The organism is Shewanella vaxholmensis (genome assembly GCF_031932135.1).
GTDB classification, from domain to species: Bacteria; Pseudomonadota; Gammaproteobacteria; order Enterobacterales; family Shewanellaceae; genus Shewanella; species Shewanella hafniensis.
In genome coordinates this window covers 19,404-40,692 of sequence record NZ_JAUOEV010000011.1, presented here as the reverse complement: position 1 = coordinate 40,692, position 21,289 = coordinate 19,404, and the positions used below count along the sequence as shown (strand labels likewise).

Sequence of the window (21,289 nt, the reverse complement as noted above, 5' to 3'; positions counted from 1 at the left end):
TTTCCTTAAGCGTCTATGGCAGCGCTTTTTTCATTATTTGGATGCTTCGGCTTAACGATCTCAGATAAATTAATGTGATCTGGATCATCGCGCGAAGTTTATTACTAAAACCGCTGTATTTCGAGGAAAATTTTAGTGGTACATCCTCTTGAAATCCAGTATTCGCGTAAACAATGAATGACAAATGACCAAACAATCGATAAAGCAGACTAAGTATTCAAAAACAAATGGGGAGCTAAGCTCCCCATTCGTAGACCCTACTTAGGTTGGCGCCAGAAAACGGCGGCCAATGCAGGAAGGATAATTATGGCACCGAGCATATTTACCACAAACATGAATGTTAACAATATTCCCATGTCCATTTGGAATTTAAGTGCCGAGAAGAACCAAGTACTGACACCAATCGCCAATGTGAGGCCAGTAAAGATCACCGCACTGCCCCGTTCGACCAACGCCTCATAGTATGCCTGTTGCACTGGCATACCGTTCGAGAGCTTAGACGACATAGTCGAGAGGATATAAATACCGTAATCCACACCGATACCGACACCCAGCGCAATAACAGGTAAGGTACTGACTGCTAAGCCAATATCCAGTTGCGTCATCAAGGCTTGCGCCAATGTCGACACTACATACAGCGGGATAATCACAGCCACAGTCGCTTTTAAGGATTTAAAGCTGATTAAACAGAGTACAAACACGGCACCATAGACGTATAACATCATAGGTAATTGCGCTTCAGCTACCGCTTCGTTGGTCGCAGCCATCACGCCTACAGGACCCGATGCCAGTTTAAACTGCAGCTTGTCGTTATCCATTTTCGCGGCGACGGCTTTCACCTTAGCGACCACAGTTTCTATGGTTTCTGCCTTATGATCTTTCATAAACAAATACACAGGCATGACAGAACAATCGCCATTTAACAAACCAGAGGTCGTCGGAATTTGGCCAATGGCCTGCACTAAACTCGCGGTCGTGCGCGGCAGCACTTCCCACCTTGGATTACCTTCGTTAAAGCCTGCGTTCACTTTTTTAGCAACCGACGCCAGACTCACAGTCGACTCGACCCCAGGCGTATTACGCACTAACCATTCAAACTCATCAATTTGAGTCAGCACATCGTGGTAAGTACAAGCCTCGGGCGCCGCCTCAACAATCACAGTCATCACGTCGGTAGTGATGGAGAAATGATCTGTGATGAAGAAGGTATCGAGGTTATAGCGCGAATCTTGGTGTAACGCTGGCGCCCCGCCCTGTAAGTCACCAATCTTCATCTGATTGGCTTGTTGCAGACCGGCAAAATACAACACCACAGTGGCAATAATCACCACCACAGCGTATTTAGGCGTCGCGAAACGTGCTAAGAAACGCCAAATCGCTTCAGTGCGGACTTCTTCAGCCGTCGGCTCTGCGGTTTTATTGACTTTGATTTCGGTAAAAGAAATCACCAAAGGCAACAGGATAAGGTTAGTGAAAATGATCACGCCCACACCGAGTGACGCCGAAATCGCAAGCTCGCGAATAATTCCGATATCAATCGACAACAGGGTAATAAAACCAACAGTATCAGACAGTAACGCGACACCGCCCGGTACTAATAAACTGCGAAATGCCGAAGCCGCCGCCGCTTTGGTGGTTTGTCCGTCCATCACGCGGCGCCTTACCGCGTTGATCATCTGCACCCCGTGGCTGACCCCGATGGCAAATACCAAAAACGGCACCAGAATCGACATGGGATCAAGACCAAAACCAATCACAGTCAATAAACCAAGCTGCCAAACCACAGCGGTTAAACTGCAGACGAGGGGTAAAACGGTCAGAATGATCGATTTAGAGAAGAGGTAAACCATGACGGCGGTGATTAAAATTGCGATCACAAAGAACAGTAATACACCCTTAGCACCATCGGCCACATCCCCGGCCATTTTGGCGAAACCTATGATGTGAATTTTAACCTTGTCAGTTTCAAACTTGCCCCTAAGCTCATTTTCGAGCTGCGCCGCAAAGGCAATGGTATCTAAGGGTTTACCTGTTTGTGGGTCAAAGTCCATTAACTGCGCCGACACCATGGCCGCACTGTAATCGTTGGCAATTAATCGGCCAACGATGCCCGCTTTTTCAATATTATCGCGCACGGTTTCGAGCCCAGATACTGAGGTCGAAAAATCCGCAGGAATAACGGGCCCGCCAGCAAAACCATCTTCAACGACTTCGGTAAAACGAGTGGAAGGCGAAAAAATCGATTTCACCTGCGCGCGATCAACCCCAGGTATAAAAAACAGCTGATCGTGCACATTTTTTAAGGTATCAAAATAGTTCGCATTAAAAATATTGCCGCTGGTGTCTTCCACCGCCACCATGATGCTGTTGGCGCCACCAAAATCTTTTTGGTGTTTCAGGTAGGTCTGCATATAACTGTGATGCAGTGGAATATTTTTGATGAAGGCCGCATCCATTTTGAGTTGACTGGCTTGAAAGCCTAAAAACAACGTCAAAAACACAAAAATGCCGACGACCCACGCACGATTGCGAAATAAAAATGACTCAAATCCGTTGACCAGTTTTTCTAACATCTTCTCGGCCCTGTTATTGTAGTTTTAAAATTTTATGGCTTAAGAATAAACAGCCCTTGGCTGCCGGATAACCACATATTCCCTTGATTATCCTTCGCAATAGAGACTAAGTTTTCCCCTTGGCGACGAGTGACAATACTGCTGGTATCATCCCCATTGAGCTTAATCACTATCCCTGCATTGCCCACGAGATAAACCGCATCGTCCGATACTGACATCGCCCCATTGATTGAAGATTGCACTGGAAGTTCGATTTCATTCCACTGGCTTAAACTCACGTCAGCTTTGAATATATGACCGCGAAGGCCCATCACATACACGGCATCTCTCGTTTCAATGGCATTAAACATAGAGCCATCGTAATCAAAACTGGTACGCGCAAACGTTTGGCCTTGATCGCTTGAAACGGCCACTAGACCTAACTCGCCGACCAGTAATAAACGTCCGTCAGTCAAGGTTAAAATACGATTAAAGTGCGGCAATAATGAAGCGCGTGCGCTCACATAGGCTGATTGATCGCTGCCTTTCAACTCCGCTAAATAGGACACATCTTCTTCGGCTAACAGCTCCTCATGGAACTCGTCGCTCCAATGGGCACCACCATCATTAGTACGATAAAACAAACCGTAAGCCCCAATGGCGAACCCCTTGTTTTCATCTAAAAAGACCACATCAAGGAATGGCTTTTCAATCTCGGGCGAATGCATCTGCTGCTGCCAAGTTTGACCGCCATCCTGAGTATGTAAAATGGTCGCATCATGGCCCACGGCCCAGCCGAGTTTGTCATTAAGGAAAAACACTTTGGTCAGCTGCGAGCTCACGGGTGTCGCCACTTGATGCCAACTGCCGTCATAAACCAGAACATGACCGCGTTCACCCACAGCCACTAACCCTTTGCCCACGTTGGCAATATCTAAAATCAGGGATGAAGCCGCAAGTGGTTGAATTTGAGAAAAAATCGGATCAGAGGGGGTTGCAGATAACGTAGAAGGGAAAAAAGCGCCACCGAAACTTAATGCAGCAACACACTGAAGGATGCGAAACGACATACAAACTTCCTTAAACTAATGAGGGGCGCAGAGCGCCCCTTTATTTGTGGCGTATTAACGGATACCTTCGCGACGCAATGCATCGGGGGTAAAGTTAGCTTCAGTCAGTTTGGCATCGAAGTTATACATACCACTTTGGTTGTCTAAACCCATGGCGAGATAACGACGGGATTGCAAATCATGGAAGACTTCCAGCGTGTCCCATTGAGTTGGCACTTCGTAGTAGTTCAAGCCATGTGCAACAGCCACACGATACAGCTGATCACGGTTATCGTAGAGATCGGCTATCGACACTTGCCATGAATCTTCGTCAAGGTACATATCGCGCACTTTGTAAATGTGGCGCATACCGTCTTTCAACGTCGCCTTCACTTGCCATACGCGGTGTTTTTCCCAACGAACATACTCAGGATTAACATGCCCAGGTTTTAAGATTTGGTCATATTTCAGCTTGTCTGAGTGCAGTTTGTAATCGTTGTACGGAATGTAAATTTCTTTCTTGCCAACCAGTTCCCAGTTATAACGCACTGGAGAGCCGTTAAACATGTCGAAATCATCCGTCGTACGCAGACCGTCAGACACTGTACCCGGTGTATCGAAAGCGACGTTTGGCGCTTTACGGACACGACGTTGTCCTGTGTTATAGGTCCAAGCTTGACGTGGCAACGCCTCTTGATCCATGGTCTCTTTCACCAATAACGCAGTTCCCGCTAAACGGGCTGGTTGAGTCACCACTTGCTTAAAGTAGAACAACGTATTGCTGGCTTTAAGCAGATCTAAGGTCATTTCTGGACGAGAATATTCGAAGCGAATTTCCTCTGAGGTTTCCACTAAGCTATAGCTACCATCGGCCGTTGGTGCAGCTTGGCTACGGGAAGTCTCGATATCGACCCCGCGAAAACGCAAAATGTGGTTCCAAATCGCTTCTAACCCATTTGCTGGGATCGGGAATGGAATACCAATAGCAGCGCCAGAAATACCATTGCCCTGTGCAATCAATTCTGCACGTGTCGCGTTAGCTTTGGTCGCATCATAGACAAACTGCGGCACTGATGCGCTACGGCGAGTCTTATACACATTCATCTTGTAAGTATCAGGATAAAGTTCGAACAACTTCATCTGACCCGGCGTTAAAAAGTCTTTATATTGCGCTTTGTTAGCATTGGTAATGGTGAATTCAATCTTATCCTCAGGGAAAGGATCTGGGTGATGCATCCCTTTGGTATAACCCGCTACAGGCTTAGTGATACCACCATCCCAAGCAGGAATAGAACCGTCAGCATTACCTGCTTTTTCAGCACCTAAAGGGGTGAGCTCATTGCCAAGTTTAGCCGCGTCAGCCTCTGATACCTTAGCCATAGCGACTGGCGCTACGAGTGCGAACATCACTGCACTCGCCAATATCGTCAGTTTCTTCATTGTTTGAGTCCTTTTAGATCGAATACTTGATATTGAATGAAACATAATCACGATCTGCCATCGCATTCGTCGTACCGACACCGCCAAAGAAATTGTTATAGGAGATATCTGCACCCCAACGGTTTTGATAGTCGAAGTTAACGCCTAGCGCGACAGACTTGCGTCCTTCCGTGAACAGGAACATAGGATCCGGAGTAATACCGTCAACGTCATGGGAGAAAATGACCCGTGGCGACATATTGACCCCAGCAAAGACGTTGTTGAAATCCGCTTTTGCCACTAAACGGTAGCCCCAAGCAAAGTCAGTTGGGAACGGGTTAGTTTCAGGACCATTGTGCAAGGCTTGAATGATGCCAGGCATATCTGGGTTGCCGCCAGAACGTGACGTACCGGGACCATTGAGACGTAACTCATCGAAACCTGGCATATCGTGGATCCACACACCGCCAACCTCGGCCAACATAGTTAAGTTATCTAAACCTAAGGTTGGGCCAAATAGATGGGTGAAAGTCATCTGCGCCTGTGTGGTATCCACGCGAATAAAGCCATCGACGGTTTCACCCGGTTGAACGTCTTTAATCTGTGAAATACCATCAAGATCGGGACGAAGCCCCGCATTGGCTAACTGTTGTGGCATACCGGCGAACAGCAATTCAACGTCATCAATCTGCAGTGGCTCATCTTGACGATGGGCAATCTCACCCGCGACAGACGTATCACCAATCAAGGTGTTGAAGCTGAAACCGTAGAGTTTAATATCCTCTGGATAGACGATTTGCGCCTTAGAGAAGCTCTTCAGACTAAGCAGCAATTCACGGTTGATGTTGCCCGAGTTTTGGCCTACCGTCGCCAAATCAGATAACAATGCACCCGTGCTAAAGTCGGCAGCAGTACCACTGATAAGTGGACGACGACTATGGTAATTCATGAAATAGAAACCAAATTCCGTTTCACCTAGCTCAGGCGCGTAATAACCCAGCTTGATACCGTATTGGCCATCATTGCTTGGTTCTTCTTCATCCTGCACTAGGGTCACTTTCGTTGGGTAGGCTAAAGCCATAGAAACCAATTGCTGCGTCGGAATAGATTGGCCGCTGGCGATCATGCCCGCTAAACGCTCATATTCTTGCATCACAAAATCTAAGTTGATGTCAGGGTTAGCGTTAAACCCAAGCTGAGCGTTTTGAGCATACCCCCCAAAACCAGCAAAATCGTTAGTCGCAAAAATGGAGCCCGGAGTTGGGACCCAAATAGGTTGCCAATCATATTGATAGAATGCTTCAACCGTTAGCGAATCTGTCAGGCCAAGGGATGCCCACACCATACCTTGCGGTCTAAACGCTTCTTTTAACTCAGCACCAGGTGCGTTAAGAATGTTCAAATCCACGGCGTTAATTTCACTGATCCCATGGGCAATCAGTGTACTTTCACCCCATGACACCACTTGATTACCAACACGAATAGATAATGGATTCGCACCCTCATTCAAATCGAAGTTGGCATAGACAAACGCATCTAATAAACGGATATCTTTACATTGTACTTCTGAAGCGCGGCTATCTTCGCAAGGGTCAAATTCTTTACCCGTGATCGGATCGTTGTAGTCATAATTGCCATCGTTCAGTTTACGATCATAAAAATACATACCGCGGGCGAACAAACCGTAGTTTTTGTATTTCAACGATAATTCATGCAAACCTTTGACGATCTCAGACGTAGTATCGCCTTGAGAATAAAGTAAGTTACTTAAGTCATTGTTACTGGAATACGACCCGGGCTGGGCCCAAATCTCAGCTGAAGTATATTTTGTATTGCCAAATGCGCTGTAATTAGACCAATCGAATTGGGGTTGATTCACCTTACCAATTTGACCTTCCCAATCGCGCGCGCCAACACGCCAGCTCGCACCAGCAGTCCAAGTTGAGTCAAATGTCCCCTCAACCTCTCCCCAATCAAAAGATATTGCATTAACGCTTGGGATCATTAACAAACTCAATGCCGACGCCACCCCCAAAGCAAGCGCCGATTTGTTAAAACTATTTTTAACAATTTTCATTTTAGCTCTCCGTACCCTGCTGGATTCTTTGTTTTAGGAATTACAACCAACATCTTGTTAGCTCACAGGTAACATCATTGTTACAGCAATTAATCCCCTTGGGCAAGGCGCAGTTAGAGAAAATTTTCTAAAGAATTAAGCATGTAGACACATTTGTGCCAGCAGTTGAAAAGGTGGGATTTAAATTAGAGAAAAGCAGGATAGAAATGAAGCGGAAAAAGATATCAAAAAATCATATAATTCATTAACATATTTAAAAAATAAATATCACAAACCGAGCCTGATAATCAGCCGACCGTTTAAAGTAATTACTCTAAGCGCAAATAAACAAATTCAGACTAGACTCGATTTAATGAAACAAATTGTCCCTTGTCATCTAAAACCAATTTGAAATAGCCTTGAATGCCATTTTCGGTTAAAAAACGTCTGAAATGACGGCCATTAATCCACAAAATACGTCCTTGCGTTTCGCGGACCTCAATTTTATCAGCAAGCCCTTGATAGTAGGGTAAGAAATCTCGATAGCTGATCGTTAGTTTGAAATACAATTCCATAATATAAGGGCGGCATCGATTGCCGCCCTCCTCCTACAAACCGCTATTTTGCCAATGCCTTAGAGACTTTTTCGTACATATCCTTAGATAAGTCAGGTAAAGCCAAAAGTTGCCCTAAACAGGCTTTTATTAAGGTTTGACGGCCTAAGTCGAATTTATTGAACTGGATCAATGGCGTCACCATGCGTGCCGCGACCTGCGGATTGAGCTTATTAAGGGTCATTAAGCATTCGGTTAAGAAAGCATAACCCTTACCGTCTTGACGGTGGAATTGGTAAATATTCCCCGCCGCAAAACTGCCCACTAACGCGCGCACTCGGTTTGGATTACTCATACTAAAACGCTTGTGCTGCTGTAATTGACGCAGACATTCAATCACATCTTGCGCATTACGAGTCGCTTGCAACATAAACCATTTATCCATTACCAATGGCGTGTCCTGCCAACGCAACTCAAATGCGGTCATCAACTCATCGCGACAAGGCAAATCACCCACGTTCGCCGCAGTCAGTGCGCCGAGGGAATCAGTCATATTGCTGGCTTTATCAAACTGAGCAATCACTAACGCTTCTGCCTCATCCGACACCCGTGCTAACCAAGTTAAACACTGATTTTTAAGCGCTCTTGCCTGCGTGCTATCGACTGATACCAAAGAGCGATAGAGCGCGATCAATTCATCTTCAGAGTGTGAAGCAAGCTCTGTTAACACAAATTCACGGGCTAAGGCTAACGCATCGAGATCAACGCTGTCAGTTTGCTCAATCAAAGCAGATGCCGTAGGTATGGCTAAGATTTCGGCAATCAATGCTGGGTCAAGTTCAGTGTCTAACAACACGCCTTTAAAACTATCGCGCACGCGGGGATCGAGTGTCATGGCTTGTTGCTGCTGTAAACTCGCAACATTCTGCCAAATCGCTTGGCTCACTAAGGTCACTGAGGCTTCCCAGCGCGCCACTTCGCTGCTAGCAAAACGCATCAAGTGAACCAGTTGATCCACATTGAATCGATATTGCAATTTAACGGGCGAGGAGAAGTTTTGTAGTAACGAAACCACCGGTTTATGACTTAATCCCTCAAAACTAAACACTTGTTCAGCCTGAGTAAAGTCGAGAACTTCATTCACTAAAGAGTGGCCCTTGGCATCTAAGAGTTCGATGCTAAACGGGATATGCAAGGGTGATGCACAGTTCGCTAAACTTTGTTTAAGGGTTAATTGGTAAATGCCCGTTAGCGCATCGAAACTGTCCATCGCAGTCACAATCGGCGTGCCCGCTTGGCTATACCATAAACGGAATTGGGTTAAATCCACGCCACTGGCATCTTCCATTGCCGCCACAAAATCATCGCAGGTGACCGCTTGGCCATCGTGGCGATTAAAATACAGTTTCATCCCCGCTTGAAACTTTTCTTCGCCGAGCAAAGTGTGCATCATGCGGATCACTTCAGCGCCCTTGTTATACACAGTGACTGTATAGAAATTATTCATCTCAATCACAGATTCTGGACGAATGGGATGGGACATTGGGCCAGAATCTTCGGCAAATTGCTGATTCTTGATCACTTTGATTGCGTGAATTCGATTCACAGCGCGTGAGCCTAAATCGGAGCTGAATTCTTGATCGCGAAAAACCGTTAAGCCTTCTTTTAAACTTAGCTGGAACCAATCACGGCACGTCACGCGGTTTCCGGTCCAATTATGGAAATACTCATGGCCTACCACCGATTCAATACCGTGATAATCCTCGTCGGTAGCCGTTAACGTATCTGCAAGCACATATTTAGTGTTGAAGATATTTAAGCCTTTGTTTTCCATCGCTCCCATATTGAAAAAGTCGACGGCAACTATCATGTAAATATCTAAATCGTACTCGAGGTCAAAACGACTCTCATCCCATGCCATGGATTTTTTCAGCGATGCCATCGCATGGTGTGCTTTATGTAAATTACCTTTATCGACGAACACTTGCAGGATCACTTTACGGCGACTGCGGGTAATGAACTCATCTTGCAACAGATCAAAATCGCCAGCGACTAAGGCAAACAAGTAAGCCGGTTTTGGAAACGGATCTTGCCAGCAAACATAATGGCGACCGCCCTCTAATTCGCCTTGATCAATCAAATTCCCGTTACTCAGTAAAAACGGGAATGCGGCTCTATCGGCTTCGATGCGCACAGTATATTTGGCTAATACATCGGGACGGTCGAGGAAATAAGTGATCCGTCTAAAGCCCTCAGCCTCACATTGCGTGCAGTAGGCACCATCGGACATATACAGGCCTTCAAGGCTCGAATTGGCCTCGGGTTCGAGCTTAGTGACGATGTTCAGCTCAAACTCATCAAGCGCCGTTTCTAAGACTAATTGACCCGCGCTAACATGGTAAGGCACTGCTTCACCGTCAACCGTCAACGAGACGACAGTTAAGTCTTCGCCATCCAATACTAAAGCTTGGGCATGCTTAGAAGCGCGTTTTACCCGACTTATCGCCTCCACATGAGTCTCATTGCCCGCCAGATTAAAGGCTAAGTCGATCGTGTCTATCGTGAAGAGTGGCGCTTGATAATCTTTTAAGTATTTTGCTTGAGCTTGTGTCATTTCGATCCCTTTAACGCTGATCTAAATAAGAAAAAACGCGCCATAAGCGCGTTTTGATATTGGATAAATCGACTCGACTAGCGCCTACTTAGCACTAGTTTTAGCCAGTTTTTGCGCATCAGCCATATCTAAAGTGATATAAGCCGTTTCATCTAAAAATGCGTCTGGCAATTCGGCGTCGTCTTTAATGTCTTCCATGGATTTAACCGATGCTAAACCATTGGCGACTCGGCGCTCGTTCGTTCTATCGAGGACTTTCTTCTCATCGGCTTCGCGGGAGGCAATGCGCTCACTTTCAACCAGAGAAACTGTCTTCTCTTTGTGGTGCTTTTTAAAGTCGGCAATATCTTGATTGATATAAGCAAACTCTACACTGCTTTTGATGCGGTTAAGGTGCTTGGCCTCAAGGCTAGTCACTAACTCAGGCGTCACATCATTGAGCGTGCCATATTGTGCCATTGGCACTTTATCCCAAGGCAAGGCATTTTTCTCTTCAGCTTCGCCGTACTCACCTGGCTCTAACGCACTTGGGTAAGCAATGTTTGGTGTCACACCTTTAAGCTGAGTGCTGCCGCCATTGATCCGATAGAACTTTTGAATCGTGTATTGCACATGACCAATTGGCTTTTCATACATGTCGTAGATACGGCCTAAGCTCTTATGCTGCTGCACTGTACCTTTACCAAAGCTAGATTCACCAACAATCAGCGCGCGGTCATAATCTTGCAATGCGGCAGCAAAAATCTCAGAGGCTGAAGCACTGTAACGGTCAACCATCACAGTCAACGGGCCCGCATAACTGGTTTTGCCATCGTTATCACGGTGCGCAGACACACGGCCATCAGCATCACGAATTTGCACCACAGGGCCCATATCGATAAAGAGTCCCGTCAGCAACACGGCTTCTGTTAATGCACCACCACCGTTACCTCTAAGGTCGATGACTATGCCTTCAACTTTGGCTTCGTTTAACTTCACTAGCTCTTTTTCAACGTCCTGTGACAGGTTCATGTAGAAACCAGGAATATGGATCACGCCGACTTTGCGATTAGCGTACTCGCCGTCTTTAGGTTCAATCACCTTAGAGGTTGCCGCTCTGTCTTCAAGACGAATTTTATCGCGTACTAAGGTAACGTCGAATGGCTTAGCATTCGAACCGCCTTTCTTCGGTAAAATTTGCAGTACGACTTTACTGCCCTTAGGCCCCTTTATCAGATCAACCACGTCGTCTAAACGCCAGCCGATCACATCAACAATTTCACCGCCTTCTTGACCGACGCCGACAATCTTGTCTTCCGGCGACAGTTTTTCGCTGCCAGCCGCAGGGCCGCCAGCAATTAAGCTTTTAATAACAGTGTAATCGTCTTCAAGTTGCAGTTGAGCACCAATCCCTTCAAGGCTTAAATTCATTTCCATTTGGAAACGTTCAGCATTGCGTGGTGACAGGTAACTCGTATGCGGCTCAATGCTGCGTGAGAAGGCATTCATCACGCCTTGGAACACGTCTTCACTGTTGGTTTGAGTCAAACGTTTGATGGCGTTGTTGTAACGCTTTTGCAGGATCTCAACAATCTCAGGCCATTTTTTACCTGTGAGTTTTAGATTTAGCGCATCGTATTTAACACGTTGACGCCATAACTCGTTGATCTCGGATTGATCTTTTGGCCATGCCGCATCGTCACGGTCGTACTCATAGGCATCGCCAGGGGCGGAGAAGTCCATCTCTTTATCCAGTAGGGATAAAGCATAGACAAAGCCTTCATAACGACGCTTTTGGACGATATCAAACATTTTATAGGCAGGCTCAAGTTCACCAGAACTGAGCATGTCATCGAATTGGGTAGCATAAGGTTTAAAACTATCGACATCCGCTTGGGTTAACACATTGCGGCGATAGTCTAACTGCTGTAGATAACGGTCAAAAATTTGCGTAGAAAAGGCATCATCAAGATTAAATCTATGATAGTGCGAACGAGTGTATAAGTCCGTTACCCTTTTGCTCGCGACCTTATGTTGCGCTTCCTGCTGGAGAGTGGGTAACTCGCTGATTTGAATCGTGGGTGGTACGGCCCAAGCCGAGAATCCGACAAAAACAGTGGCGATCGAGGTAGCCAAAGTGAGTTTTCGCATCAACAAGTTACTCCGTTTTAAAAAATGATTACAGCAGGATATGTTCTGCTCTAACTTTAATCGTTAGGCCACTATCAAGCTGAACATGAATATCTTCCTTGTTAATATCAGTAATCACACCGGCTACGGGTGTCATACCTAACTTAACATTGACGCGTTGTTTTTTCGTTAAATCAGTCAATTGTGCTTGGACATAATTTACGACTGGCGCTGCAGCTTTAGGCGCAGGCTTAGCAGGACGCTCAGTTTTAGCACGTTGAGGAACAGCCACCTTTTTAGGTGCTTTCTTCGCCGCAGGCTTAGGTGCGAGTGCTGCACGTTTCGCTTTCGCTTTATCCTGACTCTCTTTCAACATGGCTTGAGCATGGTCAATGTGCTCTTGCTCTAACTCGCCGCAAGGTTCGCCATCCAGATTAACGCGTTGTGCGCCCGCTTTAACGCACTTTAAATAGCGCCAGCTGCTGGTGTAACGTCTTAAGGCAACTCTGAGCTGAGTTTTACTGACTTTAGAATCATCAGCCAACCTTTCAGCCAAATCTTGAAACAATCCGATTTTTAATGGCTTAGTTTCACCTTCAGCAATAAAGCACAAAGGAAATGTTTCATACAAATACGCCAAAATTGCATTGGTGTCGGTCAACTTTTCTGTTGATTCCATCATTACTTCCACAGTCAAAAAGGGACATCGATTCGAGGTGATATATATCAACTTCTTACGTGTCGTTTATCTTCGTTAAACTCAATATTGAGTCAACGTACAAATTAGCATCCTAGCCGCGTTTACTAAAGTTAAAAAAAATATACCTTAACAAATTTTTACAGCTCAAAACACTAAGCTTATTCATTGCATGCCAATCAAACCAGCTTAATGCGTGCAGGCGCATATTATAAGGCGCACGCCACCGATTGCGACTATGAATTATGCGTTATTGTACGCAAATTAATCAAATAGGCAGTTTTCAAAACTTTTAACCAGTAATTCCAGCCCCTTTTGGTCTTCTTCGTCGAAACGATCGAAGATTGGGCTGTCAATATCGAGCACGGCAACCACGTTACCTTGAGCACAAACTGGCACAACGATTTCAGAATTACTGGCAGAATCACAGGCAATATGGCCATCAAATTGATGAACATCGGCCACTCGCTGGGTTTGATTGGTGAATGCCGCCGTACCACACACGCCTTTTCCTAACGGAATACGTGTACAAGCCACTTTACCTTGAAATGGGCCTAATACGAGTTGTTCGCCACGCATAACGTAGAATCCCACCCAGTTCAGCTCAGTTAAATTATCATTGAGTAAGGCTGAAAAATTCGCCATTGCCGCAACAAGGTCGTCTTCCCCTTCCAACAAAGCCAAAGCTTGACGGTTAAGTGACTCATAAAATTTCGATTTCATTACATTTCCTAACAATTTTATTCTGCTGCTTCGGTCTTTTTAGCCGTTTTTTTCGCAGCAGGTGGATTCGTTGGCGTACTATTAACCTGAACGACACCTTTAAGCAAGTTCGTCAGCTCATCTTTATTGTTAGCAAAATAGAATGCGAGCTTTTCGCCCACGCTTTCATCTATACCTAAATCAGCTTTTTGAATGAAGGGGATCAGGTTATCGGCGATATCGAGCATCTTATCGTAGGCATCAGCCTCCTTCTTAGATGTGAATGTCATCTTTTCAACCCCTTCTCTGACCACGACAAACTGTGTTATTACTGCCATGACTGCCCTCGCACTGTTTTTATATACAGTAACTAGAGTGACATAGATTGAACTTGTGATGCAAGTGTTCTGATTAATCTGATATTATTAGCGTACTTTCGTTGCCAAGATTATAAAGCGCTAGACTGTGCAGAACGGCTGATTAGCACTACACTTTGCACCGATCTCGCTGTTATTACTCCTATTTAGGCTAATATATATTTTTATATGCATGAAAACGCAGCAGAAAATTCAGTAATCCTTTGCCGTTCCTGCGATTTAGCAGTCCGCAAACGTGCCTTGCCAAGCGGTGTCAGAGCCCTTTGTCCCCGTTGCAGCACTGCACTTTATGACACTCCCTACTGCTCTGTAAATGGCATGCTCGCCCTATGTATCTCAGCATTAGTGTTTTATTTTCCTGCCAATTTTTTACCCGTACTCGAAATTCACTTTTTCGGCAGCATTCGCACCACCACGGTTTTTCAGGGCGCGTTTGCGGTTTTTGACCAAGGTTATTGGGTCGTTGGTTTAGCCGTGCTTGCCGCCGCTGTGATTGGTCCAGGCTTATTACTGTTATCGATACTGACGCAGATTTTGATTGTAAAATGGGGACTGAGTCGTCTTTTTTGGCGTAACTCATTAAAGCAATTATTGAAGTTTCATGGCGTATTGTCGCAGCTCACTATGCTAGAAATTTATGTGATCAGCTTTTTGGTTTCATCATTCCAGCTTTCTGATTTTTCGGATATTTATTTTGGTATGGGCACATTTTGCTTCACTATGTTGTTTCTCGTGACTTTGTTTCTGCAAAGAGAGTACGACTTAGAGCACATGTGGACGTTATTGGAAGGTCATCGCTGATATGAAGCAACAAGGTAAAGATATCGGCCTGTGTCTGTGTAAGGTCTGCTGCCAGCTCAATAGTAGTGACCTCAGCCACTGTCAGCGCTGTGAAGCTGAGTTGCAGGTCAGGGACTATTCCAGCCTGCAAAAAAGTTGGGCTTTGTTGATTACCGCTGCCATCTTGCTGGTGCCTGCCAACATTTACCCTATCACTATGCTGACCAACCAAGGGCAAGTGCGGCACGACACCATTTTTTCGGGCATTTTGCATCTAGTGCATTCAGATATGTTGCCCATTGCCGTGATAGTTTTTACTGCCAGTATTTTAGTGCCATGGATTAAAATCATCGGCTTATCCATTTATCTGTGTGCGATCAGCTTTGATATTCCGATTTCAAAAAAGAAATTGATGGTGGGTTTTCACATCATCGAATGGATTGGTCGTTGGTCTATGCTCGATTTATTTGTCATCTCAATCACAGTGGCATTAGTGAATATGGGACAACTACTCGACGCTAAACCCGCGCCTGCAGCGACCGCATTTGCCTTGGTTATTCTGTTAACTCAGTTAGCCGCAAAAGTGTTAGACACTCGTTTACTCTGGGATCGATTGGAACCTCAAGATGACACAAATTGAATCGCCGAAAGTTGTAAAGAAAAAACTCTTTTCGCCCATTTGGCTGCTGCCTATTGTCGCGTTGGCATTGGGTGCGTGGCTGGGCATTAAGAGTATTAAAGAATCGGGCGTTGAAATTCAAATTCACTTTCCGAGTGCAACTGGGATTGATGTAGGTAAAACCTTAGTCAAATACCAAGGCTTGACTGTCGGTAAAGTCAAAGACATAGGAATAGATGAAGATCTCAAGGGCGTAAACGTTAAAGTCATGATGGACTACCGTGCTAAGCCTTTCTTAAATAAAGAGACCCTCTTCTGGCTTGTCACCCCTAAGGCCAGTATCACAGGTGTTGAAGGTTTAGATGCGTTGTTCTCAGGTAACTACATTGCGATTCAACCGGGTAAAGGCAATGCGTCAACCTTCTTCGAGGCTGAGCGCCAACCGCCGCCGATGCAAATCGGCTCAGAAGGTGTGATGGTCGAACTGACCTCAGACAAACTCGGTTCGTTGGATGTTGGCTCGCCAATATTTTTCCGCCAAATCCCTGTGGGAAGTGTGGTCAGCTATCGTTTAGATGGCAATCAAAGGGTCATCATCAGTGCCTTCATTCAAGAGCAATACGCGCGATTAGTGAAGAAAAACTCCCACTTTTGGAATGTCTCCGGCGTCAAAATTGATGCATCACTGACTGGGGTTAAAGTCAGCTCTGAGAGTTTGGCATCCATTCTGGCTGGCGGCGTGAGCTTTAGCTCTGATGATAAAGCGGATATTGCCAAAAACGGTGACATTTTTTCGCTTTATGATTCAGAAACCACAGCCCTTGGCGGCATAGAAATAAACCTGACCATGGCTGATGCTAACGGTGTCGACAAAGGCACTCGCATTGTTTATCGCGGCATCAATATCGGCAGCATTTTAAGCAAGCAACTCACCGCGAATGGCGTAATAGCCGTGGCTAAGTTTGAACCTCAATACGGTTCGCTGTTAACTAACGACGGCGTGTTCTGGCTTGAAGGTGCCGATATTTCCCTCTCGGGCATTAAAAATCCAGAGCGTTTACTAACGGGCAGCGTGATCAACTTCCTGCCTGGCATGAATACAAAAACGGCGATGCCAAGCAGTTTTGCCTTACAAGCCAAAGCGCCTGATTTACTGCAATCGAAGAAGCGTTTCTTGACCTTAACCTCAGCCGAAAACATGGGCATTTCAGCGGGCGCCGAAGTTCGCTTTAAGCAAATCCCCATTGGCTCAGTGCTTGCGGTTAAGTTAACCAAAGATTTATCAGCGGTAGAATATCAACTCGAGCTACAACCTGAGTTTGCAGGCCTTATTCGCAGTGACAGCTATTTTGTGCCTGAGTCAGCATTAACGGTAAACGCATCGTTAGATGGTGTCTCAGTCAAAGCAAGGGATTTTACAACGCTCACTCAAGGTGCAGTTAGCTTGATCCAAGGTCATAGCGACACACCTTTAGCTGCCAACAGCGCCCTCACCTTGTTTAGCTCAGTGGATGCCGCGACAGCCTTTTATGATCGCCAGCAACAAGTGCATCTGACCTTAATCAGTCAAGATGGCGCCGATGTCAGCCAAGGCTCACCGATTTACTATAAAAAGATGCAAATTGGCACAGTTGACTCAGTGAACTGGCAAAGTAAGACCGAAGACTTTGCTATCAAGCTCGCTATCGACAAACAGTTCCAGCCCTTGCTGAAAAAGCCGAATGTGTTCTGGCGTAACAGCGCAGTGGATATTAGCGCCAGTCTTGCGGGCATTGATGTTGCGGTCGCGCCGCTTCAAGGAGCATTAAAGGGCAGCATCAGTCTGGGATTGCTTGATAGCAATGACAAAGCCAGCAATGCAGCTAACTTAAAACTCTATGAGAGCAAGCAGCTGGCATTAACGCAGGCGCAGGCAATTCGCCTCACCTTACCCGCTTCAAGTAAACTGACGGCCAAAGCAGCGATTCGCTATCAAGGTCATCAAGTGGGTGAAGTGTCGCAGGTGAAGCTCAATGCCGATCTCAATACTCTCACTGCAACGGCCTATCTCTACGGCGAATACGCCGAACATTTCAGTCGCAGCGACTGTGAATATCATCTAGTGGATGCGCAAATTTCTCTAGCAGGAATTAAAGCGCCAGAAACCTTGTTAACTGGCCCTTATATCGGTGTACTGCCGGGTACAAGCAGTCAAAAAGCGACCCAGTTTGTTGCCAACCTCTCTGCCAGCAGTTATGCCAACGTTGACGAAGATGCGCTTAAATTCGTCTTAGAAGATAACAACTTAGGCTCGATGAAGGTCGGCACACCTATCTTCTTCCGTGGTATCAAAGTCGGTCAAATCGATGGTTATCACCTGTCGACACAGGGCAATAGCGTGCTGATGCAAGCCCATATTGAGCCGCAGTACAGTCACTTAGTGAATCAAAGCAGTCAGTTCTGGGATGCTTCTGGAATTAAAGTCGATGTTGGCCTCTTTTCAGGTGCTCAAATCGAAGCGGGCTCGCTGGAAACCTTACTCGCTGGCGGTATTAATGTCGCGACTAAGGACACGACTCAAGAAGGTAATCGTTTAGCAGCAGGAACAGTATTAAGATTGCAACACAAAGCCGAAAACGAATGGCAGGAATGGGCACCGGCCCAGTAATTCTTTTCATCAAAATACTTACACCAACGCACGAATATTAAAGCTCTTACAAATAAATCAGGCGCATAATGCGCCTGATTTATTTTTAGCTTCTCGAAATGTCATTGACACATTCTAGGGCGCTCAAGACCCTTACCATCCTTAACCATAGAACCAATAACAGACAGCAATCGCAGCGCTGCTCCCCGCAAAATCCGCGGTTAATCCACAGGCTAAGGCGTGGCGGCCATGGCGAATACCCACAGAACCAAAATACACGGCGAGAACATAAAAAGTAGTTTCAGTGCTGCCCTGAAAAATCGCCGCTAGCCGGCCAGCAAAAGAATCGACGCCGTGATGATCCATTGTCTCGAGCATCATGGCTCTGGCGCCTGAACCACTAAAAGGCTTCATCAGCGCGGTCGGCATAGCATCGACAAAACGCGTATCAAAACCCAATATCCGCACGCCACTGGCAATCAAGTGCAACAGATAATCCAAGGCGCCGGATGCGCGCAGTAAACCGATCGCTAATAGCATGGCGAGCAAATAAGGGATCAGTTGGATAGATTGGGCAAAACCCGCCTTCGCCCCTTCAATAAACTCATCATAAACCGCCACCTTACGGATGCCCGCAACAATGACGAAGGTAAACACTAATAACAATAAAATGCCGTTACCCATTGCCGTCGACACTGTGCCAATGGCTTCAGCACTTAAGGTCATCAGATAAAAACCACTCGCCACTAGGCCAGAGAGCATCAAGGCGCCATAACCGAGCACCACAGAGTTTAATAACGAAATCCGCTGCACTAACGCCACAACCAATAAACCCGCCAATGTCGAGGCCGAGGTTGCCAGTAAAATCGGCAGGAAAATATCCGCAGGCGCGGCTGCACCTTGCTGGGCACGGTAAAGGAATACCGTCACAGGCACTAAGGTCACAGAGGAAGTATTGAGCACTAAGAACAAGATTTGCGCATTAGTCGCCACGGTTTTTAGCGGATTTAGACTCTGCAAATCATGCATCGCCCTTAAACCAAGCGGCGTGGCGGCATTATCTAAACCAAAAATATTCGCCGTTAAATTCATCGTGATACTGCCAAAGGCGGGATGGCCCTTGGGCACTTCTGGCATCAAGCGGCGCAGTAAGGGCTCAAACACAAAGGCGATAGCGCTGACCACTCCGGCCTTCTCGCACACCTGCATCAATCCCATCCACAGAGAAAGTACACCAATCAGCCCAAGGGAAATTTCAGCGGCAAGCTTAGCGCTAGCAAATAATGCGGCGACCGAAGCCGATAGGACTTCTATGTGCCCATTGAACAGTTGCACCGCTATTGCCAGCAATGCCGTAACAAAGAAAGCTAACCACACGCGATTCAGCACGCTAATCCCCTTATTTTTATTTGTTTTTATTCTATTAGCTCATGACTACTGAGTGCTAGCTTTATGGCAACTCATTCTAATATTGCGGCAATCGTCTGTGCATAAACCTCAAATAACCATAACGGCTGAGGCACTTGGGATAAAATCTCAGACCCAATAAGGGATTATGATATACTCGCGCCAGTTGATACACAGTCTATTTTCCTATGGTTCAATGAAATCAATGGTTCAATTAAATCAAAATTTTATCGATACAATCACCCAAGAACTCCCCGCCCATTTATCCATGGACGAGTTTATTGCCGCTTGCGACAGGCCGCTTAGACGTTCAATTCGGGTCAATACCTTAAAAATCAGCAGCGACGACTTTAAGACTCTGATGCAACCTAAGGGCTGGACGTTTGATCCTATTCCTTGGTGTGAAGACGGATTTTGGATCAGCTACGATGAAGAAGAACAACTCGGCAATGCCTTAGAGCACATTCAGGGCTTATTCTACATTCAAGAAGCCAGCTCTATGTTGCCGCCGACCGCACTTTTTACGCCTAGTGCATTTACGACTAGTGCAAAGTGGCAGTGCGTACTCGATCTCGCCTCTGCGCCGGGTTCAAAAACCACGCAAATGGCCGCATTGATGCAAAACCAAGGTTTATTGGTAGCGAATGAGTATTCGGCGAGCCGCGTGAAAGTATTGCACGCCAATGTGCTGCGCATGGGCGCAAGTCACTGTGCTCTCACCCATTTCGATGGCCGTGTGTTTGGCGAATACCTGTACGAAAGTTTCGATGCAGTGCTCATTGATGCGCCCTGTGGCGGCGAAGGCACAGTGCGTAAAGATGCCGATGCGCTAAAACACTGGAGCCTTGACGATGTGTTGGCCATTAGTGAAACCCAAAAAGCCTTAATCGAATCAGCGTTTCTCGCCCTGAAACCCGGCGGCAGTTTGGTCTACTCAACCTGCACCTTAAACCGCCTCGAAAACCAAGGCGTGTGCGAGTATTTAAAGCAAGTCTACGGCGATGCCGTGCAATTTGAATCCTTAAGTGATTTATTTGATGGCGCTGATCGAGCCACGACAGCCGAAGGCTTCTTGCATGTCTGGCCGCAGATTTACGACAGTGAAGGTTTCTTTGTCGCTAAATTGACAAAAACTGCCTCTGTGCCGCGATTACTGCCTGAGCCTAAACTGCAGAAAAACTTCCCCTTCACGACCGCATCAGCGAAACAAGCTCAAGGGATCAAAGACTATTTTCAGCAGGATTTAGGTATCAGCTTACCGGACGAACTCATCATGGTTCGCGATGATGAATTCTGGCTATTTCCTCATGAATTCAACGCTTTTATCGGCCGTATGCGCTTTCAGCGTATTGGCATTAAACTCGCCGATAACAGTAAGCACGGGTTTAAAGTCCGCCATGAAGCGATTATTGCTTTAGCGGGAAAACAACTTAGCCCAACGGCAAAAACGGTCGATGTGAGCGATGTTGAAGCTAAAGAGTATTTAATGGGGCGAGATATTCCCTTAGCCACCGCAGGCAAAGCCCAAGGTGAAGTGATCGTCTGTTATGGCGGCGCGCCATTAGGCATGGCGAAACATTTAGGCAATAAGTTAAAAAACAACCTGCCCAGAGACTTAGTGAAAGATAAAGTGTTATTGCTACCAGAACAGACAAAATCGTTATAGTTCTGCTGTTTTTTAGCGATAAATAACCTAAAAAAGGGGAAGGTGAACGCGACTCTAGGGCA

At 46.1% G+C, this 21,289-nt stretch carries 15 protein-coding genes; 4 read left to right on the top strand and 11 right to left on the bottom strand.

Annotated elements, in window-relative coordinates:
• Positions 1-257 precede the first annotated feature (257 nt).
• From Q4Q46_RS11250 to Q4Q46_RS11205, 10 genes are all read right to left on the bottom strand, one after another.
• Positions 258-2,573, bottom strand: a complete 2,316-nt coding sequence (locus tag Q4Q46_RS11250) for an efflux RND transporter permease subunit (protein ID WP_006081904.1) — start codon at positions 2,571-2,573, stop codon at positions 258-260.
• 32 nt (positions 2,574-2,605) lie between these two features.
• Complete coding sequence (locus tag Q4Q46_RS11245) at positions 2,606-3,622, bottom strand: YCF48-related protein (RefSeq protein WP_006081905.1); 1,017 nt, start codon at positions 3,620-3,622, stop codon at positions 2,606-2,608.
• Positions 3,623-3,676: 54 nt separating this feature from the next.
• A complete protein-coding gene (locus tag Q4Q46_RS11240) occupies positions 3,677-5,041 on the bottom strand; it encodes a DUF1329 domain-containing protein (RefSeq protein WP_006081906.1) in 1,365 nt (454 codons plus the stop codon).
• A 13-nt stretch (positions 5,042-5,054) separates the two neighbouring features.
• Positions 5,055-7,097, bottom strand: coding sequence for a DUF1302 domain-containing protein (locus Q4Q46_RS11235; protein WP_006086279.1), 2,043 nt, complete (start codon positions 7,095-7,097; stop codon positions 5,055-5,057).
• 338 nt (positions 7,098-7,435) lie between these two features.
• Positions 7,436-7,651, bottom strand: coding sequence for a DUF2835 domain-containing protein (locus Q4Q46_RS11230; RefSeq protein WP_006086278.1), 216 nt, complete (start codon positions 7,649-7,651; stop codon positions 7,436-7,438).
• Between the two features lie 43 nt (positions 7,652-7,694).
• Positions 7,695-10,244, bottom strand: coding sequence for an aminopeptidase N (gene pepN / locus Q4Q46_RS11225; RefSeq protein WP_311905973.1), 2,550 nt, complete (start codon positions 10,242-10,244; stop codon positions 7,695-7,697).
• Between the two features lie 84 nt (positions 10,245-10,328).
• Positions 10,329-12,374 carry a carboxy terminal-processing peptidase gene (prc, locus tag Q4Q46_RS11220; protein ID WP_311905972.1) on the bottom strand — a complete coding sequence of 682 codons (2,046 nt, stop codon included), beginning with the start codon at positions 12,372-12,374 and terminating at the stop codon, positions 10,329-10,331.
• A gap of 28 nt (positions 12,375-12,402) precedes the next feature.
• Complete coding sequence (proQ, locus tag Q4Q46_RS11215; RefSeq protein WP_006081911.1) at positions 12,403-13,032, bottom strand: RNA chaperone ProQ; 630 nt, start codon at positions 13,030-13,032, stop codon at positions 12,403-12,405.
• Positions 13,033-13,314: 282 nt separating this feature from the next.
• The gene (gene msrC / locus Q4Q46_RS11210; protein ID WP_006081912.1) at positions 13,315-13,773 is read right to left on the bottom strand and encodes a free L-methionine (R)-S-oxide reductase MsrC; all 459 of its coding nucleotides are present in this window, start codon (positions 13,771-13,773) and stop codon (positions 13,315-13,317) included.
• A 17-nt stretch (positions 13,774-13,790) separates the two neighbouring features.
• The gene (locus Q4Q46_RS11205; RefSeq protein ID WP_311905971.1) at positions 13,791-14,090 is read right to left on the bottom strand and encodes a YebG family protein; all 300 of its coding nucleotides are present in this window, start codon (positions 14,088-14,090) and stop codon (positions 13,791-13,793) included.
• Between the two features lie 207 nt (positions 14,091-14,297).
• Here Q4Q46_RS11205 and Q4Q46_RS11200 point away from each other — a divergent pair, with 207 nt between their 5' ends.
• Genes Q4Q46_RS11200 through Q4Q46_RS11190 form a run of 3 tightly spaced genes read left to right on the top strand, consistent with a single transcriptional unit; the run spans position 14,298 to position 18,175 of the window.
• Entirely contained in the window at positions 14,298-14,930 is a 633-nt protein-coding gene (locus Q4Q46_RS11200) for a paraquat-inducible protein A (RefSeq protein ID WP_006081914.1), read from the top strand.
• A gap of 1 nt (position 14,931) precedes the next feature.
• Positions 14,932-15,549 (top strand): paraquat-inducible protein A, encoded by a 618-nt coding sequence (locus Q4Q46_RS11195; protein ID WP_006081915.1) that lies wholly within the window; start codon positions 14,932-14,934, stop codon positions 15,547-15,549.
• Positions 15,536-18,175: a PqiB family protein gene (locus Q4Q46_RS11190; protein WP_311905970.1), complete on the top strand. Its 2,640-nt coding sequence runs from the start codon at positions 15,536-15,538 to the stop codon at positions 18,173-18,175. The genes Q4Q46_RS11195 and Q4Q46_RS11190 overlap by 14 nt, the downstream gene beginning before the upstream one ends.
• 141 nt (positions 18,176-18,316) lie before the next feature.
• On the opposite strand, the gene Q4Q46_RS11185 is transcribed toward Q4Q46_RS11190, so the two are convergent.
• Entirely contained in the window at positions 18,317-19,543 is a 1,227-nt protein-coding gene (locus Q4Q46_RS11185; protein ID WP_311905969.1) for a spore maturation protein, read from the bottom strand.
• A 223-nt stretch (positions 19,544-19,766) separates the two neighbouring features.
• Between Q4Q46_RS11185 and rsmF the strand changes: the two genes are divergently transcribed.
• Positions 19,767-21,227, top strand: coding sequence for a 16S rRNA (cytosine(1407)-C(5))-methyltransferase RsmF (gene rsmF / locus Q4Q46_RS11180; RefSeq protein WP_115334473.1), 1,461 nt, complete (start codon positions 19,767-19,769; stop codon positions 21,225-21,227).
• The last annotated feature ends 62 nt before the right edge of the window (positions 21,228-21,289 follow it).

What these genes read in the sequence shown, in the direction of transcription:
- Q4Q46_RS11250 (WP_006081904.1), bottom strand. Translation starts at nt 2,573, where the DNA reads ATGTTAGAAAAACTGGTCAACGGATTTGAGTCATTTTTATTTCGCAAT.
- Q4Q46_RS11245 (WP_006081905.1), bottom strand. Translation starts at nt 3,622, where the DNA reads ATGTCGTTTCGCATCCTTCAGTGTGTTGCTGCATTAAGTTTCGGTGGC.
- Q4Q46_RS11240 (WP_006081906.1), bottom strand. Translation starts at nt 5,041, where the DNA reads ATGAAGAAACTGACGATATTGGCGAGTGCAGTGATGTTCGCACTCGTA.
- Q4Q46_RS11235 (WP_006086279.1), bottom strand. Translation starts at nt 7,097, where the DNA reads ATGAAAATTGTTAAAAATAGTTTTAACAAATCGGCGCTTGCTTTGGGG.
- Q4Q46_RS11230 (WP_006086278.1), bottom strand. Translation starts at nt 7,651, where the DNA reads ATGGAATTGTATTTCAAACTAACGATCAGCTATCGAGATTTCTTACCC.
- pepN (WP_311905973.1), bottom strand. Translation starts at nt 10,244, where the DNA reads ATGACACAAGCTCAAGCAAAATACTTAAAAGATTATCAAGCGCCACTC.
- prc (WP_311905972.1), bottom strand. Translation starts at nt 12,374, where the DNA reads ATGCGAAAACTCACTTTGGCTACCTCGATCGCCACTGTTTTTGTCGGA.
- proQ (WP_006081911.1), bottom strand. Translation starts at nt 13,032, where the DNA reads ATGGAATCAACAGAAAAGTTGACCGACACCAATGCAATTTTGGCGTAT.
- msrC (WP_006081912.1), bottom strand. Translation starts at nt 13,773, where the DNA reads ATGAAATCGAAATTTTATGAGTCACTTAACCGTCAAGCTTTGGCTTTG.
- Q4Q46_RS11205 (WP_311905971.1), bottom strand. Translation starts at nt 14,090, where the DNA reads ATGGCAGTAATAACACAGTTTGTCGTGGTCAGAGAAGGGGTTGAAAAG.
- Q4Q46_RS11200 (WP_006081914.1), top strand. Translation starts at nt 14,298, where the DNA reads ATGCATGAAAACGCAGCAGAAAATTCAGTAATCCTTTGCCGTTCCTGC.
- Q4Q46_RS11195 (WP_006081915.1), top strand. Translation starts at nt 14,932, where the DNA reads ATGAAGCAACAAGGTAAAGATATCGGCCTGTGTCTGTGTAAGGTCTGC.
- Q4Q46_RS11190 (WP_311905970.1), top strand. Translation starts at nt 15,536, where the DNA reads ATGACACAAATTGAATCGCCGAAAGTTGTAAAGAAAAAACTCTTTTCG.
- rsmF (WP_115334473.1), top strand. Translation starts at nt 19,767, where the DNA reads ATGGTTCAATTAAATCAAAATTTTATCGATACAATCACCCAAGAACTC.